Origin of the sequence: Chimaeribacter coloradensis, from assembly GCF_002858715.1 — a bacterium.
GTDB lineage: Bacteria > Pseudomonadota > Gammaproteobacteria > Enterobacterales > Enterobacteriaceae > Chimaeribacter > Chimaeribacter coloradensis.
In genome coordinates this window covers 1-6,039 of sequence record NZ_PJZH01000055.1, presented here as the reverse complement: position 1 = coordinate 6,039, position 6,039 = coordinate 1, and the positions used below count along the sequence as shown (strand labels likewise).

Genomic DNA, 6,039 nt, shown 5'->3' with positions numbered 1-6,039 from the left:
CCCTGCGGCTCCTCCTGCTCCGGCAGCGCGCTGTCAGGGGCATCTTCGGCCCTGGCGGTGGCGGCGAGCGCCGGGTTGATAGGCCGTTTAACTTCAACGCCCATCGCCCGGAAACCTTCCACTTGTCCTATAAGGTTACCACGCCCTTGCGACAGTTTGTTCATTGCCAGCTGATAACTTGCCTGCGCCTTGTCCAGGTTCTGGCCCATCAGCGCCATGTCATCCACGAATAAGCGCAATTTGTCATACAGCCGGGCGGCGCGCTCCGCAATGCGCTGGGCATTCCGGCTCTGGTGCTCGTAGCGCCACAGGTTGGTGATGGTACGCAGGGCGACCAGCAGTGTCGTCGGGCTGACCAGCATAATATTGTGCTGCAGCGCCTCGTTGATCAGCTCCGGCTCCCGGTCAATCGCCAGCAGGAACGCCGGCTCCACCGGGATAAACATCAGCACATAATCCAGGCTGCGCAGGCCGGGCAGCTGCTGGTAATCCTTGCGGCCCAGCAGGCGGATGTGGCCGCGCAACGAGCTGAGGTGCTCGCCCAGCGCAATTTCCCGTTCGGCATCGTCGGTGCTGTTGAAGTAGCGCTCATAGGCCACCAACGACATCTTGGCGTCAATCACCACATCTTTTTCCTGCGGCAGGCGCACAATCACATCCGGCTGCATCCGGCTGCTGCTGTCCACGCGGATGCTGACCTGGGTCTCGTACTCATAGCCTTCGCGCAGCCCGGAGGCCTCCAGTACGCGGCTCAGCACCACTTCGCCCCAGTTGCCCTGGGTTTTGTTGTCCCCTTTCAGGGCTTTGGTGAGGTTAATCGCCTCCTGCGCCATCTGCGCATTCAGCTGCTGTAAATGGCGGATCTCATGGGCCAGCGTGTGGCGCTCGCGCGCCTCCTGGCCGAACCCCTCCTGCACCTGGCGGCGGAAGCCGTCCAGCTGTTCGCGCAGCGGCAGCAGCAGGCGGTCAAGGCTCTGGCGGTTCTGCTCATCCACCCGGCGGCCGTTCTGTTCAAAAATGCGGTTTGCCAGCTGCTCAAACTGCACCTGGAGACGTTGCTCACTGTTCATTAACAGCCGCTGTTTCTCTTCGGCTGCCATCCGCGTCTCTTCCAGCCGGATGGTGACCTCACGCAGCTCCGCCTCCTGCGCGCTATTATTTTCGCGCTGGGCGCGCAGCTCCTGATCAAGCTGGGCACACTCATTACGCCAGTGGGCCAGTTGCTGCAGCTTCTCCTGCCCCGCCGCCACCTGGCTGTGAAGGGTGCGCAGCTCCAGCTCATTTTCACGCAGGCGCTGCTGATGGTGCTGGTTTTGCGCCAGCAATGCCTGCTGGGCCTCCTGCGCCTGCGCCAGCGACTGCTCCAGCAAGCGCAGGGCGGTTTCGTGCCGGGCCTGCTGCTGTTGCTGCCGCACCGCGGCCAGCAGCCAGCCGCCGCCAAGCCCTGCCAGACAGGCCACCAGACTGGTGATTATGCTGATACCCATGTTCGTCCCGCTTTCACACACCGATAACCTGCCACGTTAAGGAAAGCGCTTCAGCCTGTCCAGCAAGGTTTTGCCGGGAGGAATAAAAAAGGGGCCGCCTGAGCGACCCCTGTTTCAGACTGCCGGCAACGCCGGTCAGAGCAGGCGGCGGGCCGCCTCCACCACGATTTTCACCGCGTGGCTTTCCGTCTGCTTCATGGTTTCAGCGTTCGGGATCTCCTGCTGGGTGCGGTTCACGATCACCCCGGCTACCATACCGGCGCGCAGGCCCTGGCTGGCGCACATGGTCAGCAGCGTGGCGGACTCCATCTCGTAGTTCATCACGCCCATCTCCTGCCACTCCTGCATGGACTCCTTAAAGCGGCGCACCACGCGGCCGGAGAAGGTGTCGTAACGCTCCTGGCCCGGGTAGAAGGTGTCAGAGGAGGCGGTCACGCCGATGTGGGTGGTCGCGCCCACGGCTTTCGCCGCCTCGACCAATGCCGTGGTACAGGCGAAGTCCGCCACCGCCGGGAACTCCATCGGCGCGAAGTGCAGGCTGGCACCGTCAAGGCGCACGGCCGCCGTGGTCACCAGCACATCACCCACATTAATGTGGTTCTGGATCGCCCCGGTGGTGCCGATACGCAGGAAGGTGCGCACGCCCAGCTGGGCCAGCTCTTCCACCGCGATAGAGGTAGAGGGGCCGCCGATGCCGGTGGAGCAGACCACCACAGGTTTGCCGTCCAGCTCTGCACGCCATGACGTAAATTCGCGGTGAGCGGCCAGCTTGACCGGGTTTTCCATCAGCCGGGCAATTTTTTCCACACGCTCCGGGTCACCCGGGACAATGGCCAGCGTGGCACCCTGCAGGTCAGCCTTGGTCAGGCCAAGGTGAAAAACGTCAGATTTGGACATACGGCACTCCTGTTAACGATTCATTTCCGAAAGGAAGAGAAAGGCACTTTACTGAAAACCCCGGCTCGTTTTTGTGATGAACATCACTTGAGCCAAAGAGAACATGTATCAGCGACAACATTTTTGTGATGGATTTCACAATAAAACCCCTTATTGCGCTGATTATAAGCGATTACGCCCCATCCTGTCCTGCTTTACTCCCTTCGCGCCCTGCCGCACCAGAAGCAGGCGGGCATTTACTGCCTGCCGCCGGGCGCATCTCCTGCGGAGCGCTGGCAGGCCCGGCGGCTTCACGCCATTATCGCCCTCTCCTTTTTAACATTTTCCTAAAAGCCATTTTTCAGAAAATGGTTTTCTCTTTTCTTATTTCTATCTGTTTTTTCCTTATTAATAAAGCCCTGTCACCACGCATTTAACAATTCAATTTAAATTAAATCATTTTAAAGAAAATGTTAATTCTTAAGTGTTTTGTTCATTCATAGAATTGTGAGTTTCTTCACTTTCCGTATTAATTAAAACATATAAGGACAGAGTAAATTGAAATCGTTTACGACAACACGCACACCACTATCCTCTGGCATTATTAAAGCATTCCCGATTCTTGTTGCTATTTCAGGGGGGCTGAGCATTACAGCCGCTCAGGCAACTTATATCAGTGACAACGGGCGTATCGAAAGCCCGCCTATCTTTGTTGATGGAAATAAAGATCCTGAAGGTCATGATCTCTCTGGGTACCTTGGCGGGCTGGAAATTGAGACAACGGGGCAAGGTTCGCCGGGTATTTATGCAACCAATGGCGGGAAAGTTCTCGAAACAAAAACAACGTCTTTAACAATTAATACCAGCGGCGAAAAAGCTTACGGCATTGCTTTAAAAAATGGTAGCGCAATCGATTTATTAAGCCCGTTAACCATCACCACTAAAAACAAAGATGCTTCCGCAATTTTCTTTACCGGTGACGATAATAAATTCAACACCGCTGCTGACGTTTCCCTGACCACTACAGGCGAAAACAGCGCCGGTATTATGATTAACGGTAACGGCAATACTGCGACCTTTAAAAATCTCTCGGTCGCGACAGAAGGTGAGAACAGTGCCGGCATAACCCTCACCGGCGAGAATAATAGAGTAAACACGGATCGGTTGATAACCACGACCAAAGGGGCAAACAGTCACGCGCTCTCTCTGTCTGGCACAGGCAGTATGTTAACGGCCCAGGGCGGCAGCCTGACCACCGACGGGGAAAATGCCTATGGCATCCTGACTGCAGAGAATGCCGTTGTTAACCTCACCCAGACCGATATCACCACCCGTGGCGCGAAGGCAGGCGGGGTACGGGCTACCGGCAGCAGCGTTGTCAATCTCACCGGCGATGCAGCCAGCCTTAACACCCTTAATACTACCGGCGAAGAGAGCGTGGCGCTGGCGGCCTCATCCGCTGGGAAAGCCGTCATTAAAAATATGAAAGTGGAGACTGACGGCAGCCAAAGCAAAGCCCTGGTTGTTGACACTCAAGGTGTGATTGAGGGTGAAAACCTTCAGGTTACCCACCATGCGGGCAGCGCCTCTACCCTCTACCTGCAACAAAAAGCAGGCGTTTCCGCCGATCAGCAAGGCGGCACCCTGACCCTGAAAGACTCTGTGGTCGACAGCCAACAGGCCCAGGCCGGCCTGTATGCGGACGGCGGCGACTGGGCAGCGACGCTGGACCATACCGATCTCACCGCCACGAAAGGCGCGGCAATCTACGTGGCCAATAACCTGACCACCCCTAAAGAGGCGGAATTGCAGGCGCAATCCGCCAACCTGGCCTTTACCGCGCAGAACAACAGTACGGTGACCGGCGACGTCATCGTCGAGGCGCAGGACACCCTCGCCAACCGCCTGACCATGAATCTGCTGGACTCCACCTTTAACGGTGCATCCCAGGGCAATATCGATCTGACAGCAGATAACAGCACCTGGAATATGTCCGCGTCGTCGACCGCCAATACGCTGGCGCTGAACAGCAGCCGCGTCTATTTCTCCCCAGAGGGGGATTACAAAACGCTGACTACCCAGTCGCTCTCCGGTACCGGGGATTTCTACCTCAATACCGAGCTGAATGAGGGCGGAAACAACAGCCAGACTGACAAGATCATCGCAGGCACGGCAGATCCCACAGGCAACTTTACCCTGCACATCAACGGCCGCGGCAAAGGCGCGTATACCGAAGGTAACGGCATCGAAGTGGTGCAGATTCAGGACAGCAGCCGCACCCACTTTGCCCTGGGTGAGACTGTCAGCGTCGACGCGTTTGATTACTACCTGTTTGAAGGCGGCAAAGACGGCGCAGCCGACACGGCCAATGACTGGTACCTGCGTGCCGAATTCCCGGAACCGGAGCCGACGCCTGGCGACGGAGACGATTTACCGGACCACAACGGCGGCAACGATAACGGCGATAACGGTGATAACGGCAGCGGCGACAACGGCGGCAATGGAGATAATGGCGGCAACGGCGGTAATGGGGATAACGGCGGAAATGGTGACAACGGCGGGAACGTCTCCCCGTCAGCGAAACCGTATCGCGAGGAAGTCCCCGGTTATGCCGTGGCCCCTTACCTGAACCTCTATTACGGCCTGCAAACGGTCGGCACCCTGCATGAACGTATGGGCGATGCGGAGCAGTATGCACGCAACTATAACAACCTGGCCTGGGCGCGCACCGGCGGTGATAACACCTCGTTCAATGCCGGGCGCTTCGGTTATGACACCCACGCCTGGTTTGCGCAGTTCGGGAAAGATCTCTATCAGGATGAGCTGGAAAACGGCACCCGCGTGCATGGCGGCGTGATGGTGACCCTGGGCCATCAGAGCAGCGACGCGCAGGATCAGTACCGTTCACGCGCCAATAAACAGGTCGCGACCGGTGCCATCAATACCGACGCCTACAGCCTCGGCGGTTACTATACCCGTTACGCGCAGGACGGCGGCTATCTCGACGCCGTCGGCCAGTTCACCTACTACCGCAACCAGTATGAGAGCCGTTTCGACGCCCAACAGGACAGCGTCGGCACCCTGCTCTCCCTTGAAGGCGGCAAGCCGTTTAGCGTCAGTGAAAACTGGAAAATCGAGCCGCAGGGCCAGCTGGTGTACCAATACCTGATCGGCGAAGACTTTGGCGATGCGATATCCACCGTCTCCGGGGCCAACAGCAGCGCCCTGACCGCACGGGCGGGCGTGCGCCTGTTCCGCGACCAGCAGGAAGATAAGCAATCCGAAACCATCAAGCCTTACCTGACGGCGGACATCGTGCATAACTTCACTGATGCCCCGACGGTGCGGGTCGGCAGTACTGACGTCCAGGCCGATCTGGCGACCGACTGGTGGCAAACCGGGGCGGGCGTGACAGCGAAAGTCAGCGAAAACACCTGGATCTACGCAGATGCGCAATATATGAAAGGCTTCAGCGACGAGATGGAAGGGTATGTCGCTCATATCGGTATTCAGGGGAGTTTTAAATAATCATTTCCCGGTTTTGTGACCTGTCCGCGCCTCAGGGCGCGGATTTTCTTTATGCCACAGAATGCCCTTGCCTGCCTCCGTAAGACCCTGTTTTGCACCACACCGTTACCTTTCGTATTACGCTGCGCCCGGTGCGCAGGCGTTGAAC

At 57.7% G+C, this 6,039-nt stretch carries 4 protein-coding genes; 1 reads left to right on the top strand and 3 read right to left on the bottom strand.

Going from position 1 to position 6,039, the window contains the following annotated elements:
* The 3 genes from rmuC to CYR32_RS21755 form a co-directional block, all read right to left on the bottom strand.
* On the bottom strand, window positions 1–1,487 hold a 1,487-nt coding region (gene rmuC / locus CYR32_RS21015; protein ID WP_101827027.1), incomplete at its 3' end, for a DNA recombination protein RmuC.
* Between the two features lie 135 nt (window positions 1,488–1,622).
* Window positions 1,623–2,384: a uridine phosphorylase gene (gene udp / locus CYR32_RS21010; RefSeq protein ID WP_101827026.1), complete on the bottom strand. Its 762-nt coding sequence runs from the start codon at window positions 2,382–2,384 to the stop codon at window positions 1,623–1,625.
* Between the two features lie 906 nt (window positions 2,385–3,290).
* On the bottom strand, window positions 3,291–3,560 hold the full coding sequence (locus CYR32_RS21755) for a hypothetical protein (protein WP_165698289.1): 270 nt from the start codon (window positions 3,558–3,560) through the stop codon (window positions 3,291–3,293).
* A 27-nt stretch (window positions 3,561–3,587) separates the two neighbouring features.
* On the opposite strand from CYR32_RS21755, the gene CYR32_RS21005 reads away from it, so the two are divergent.
* On the top strand, window positions 3,588–5,891 hold the full coding sequence (locus CYR32_RS21005; RefSeq protein ID WP_165698288.1) for an autotransporter family protein: 2,304 nt from the start codon (window positions 3,588–3,590) through the stop codon (window positions 5,889–5,891).
* The last annotated feature ends 148 nt before the right edge of the window (window positions 5,892–6,039 follow it).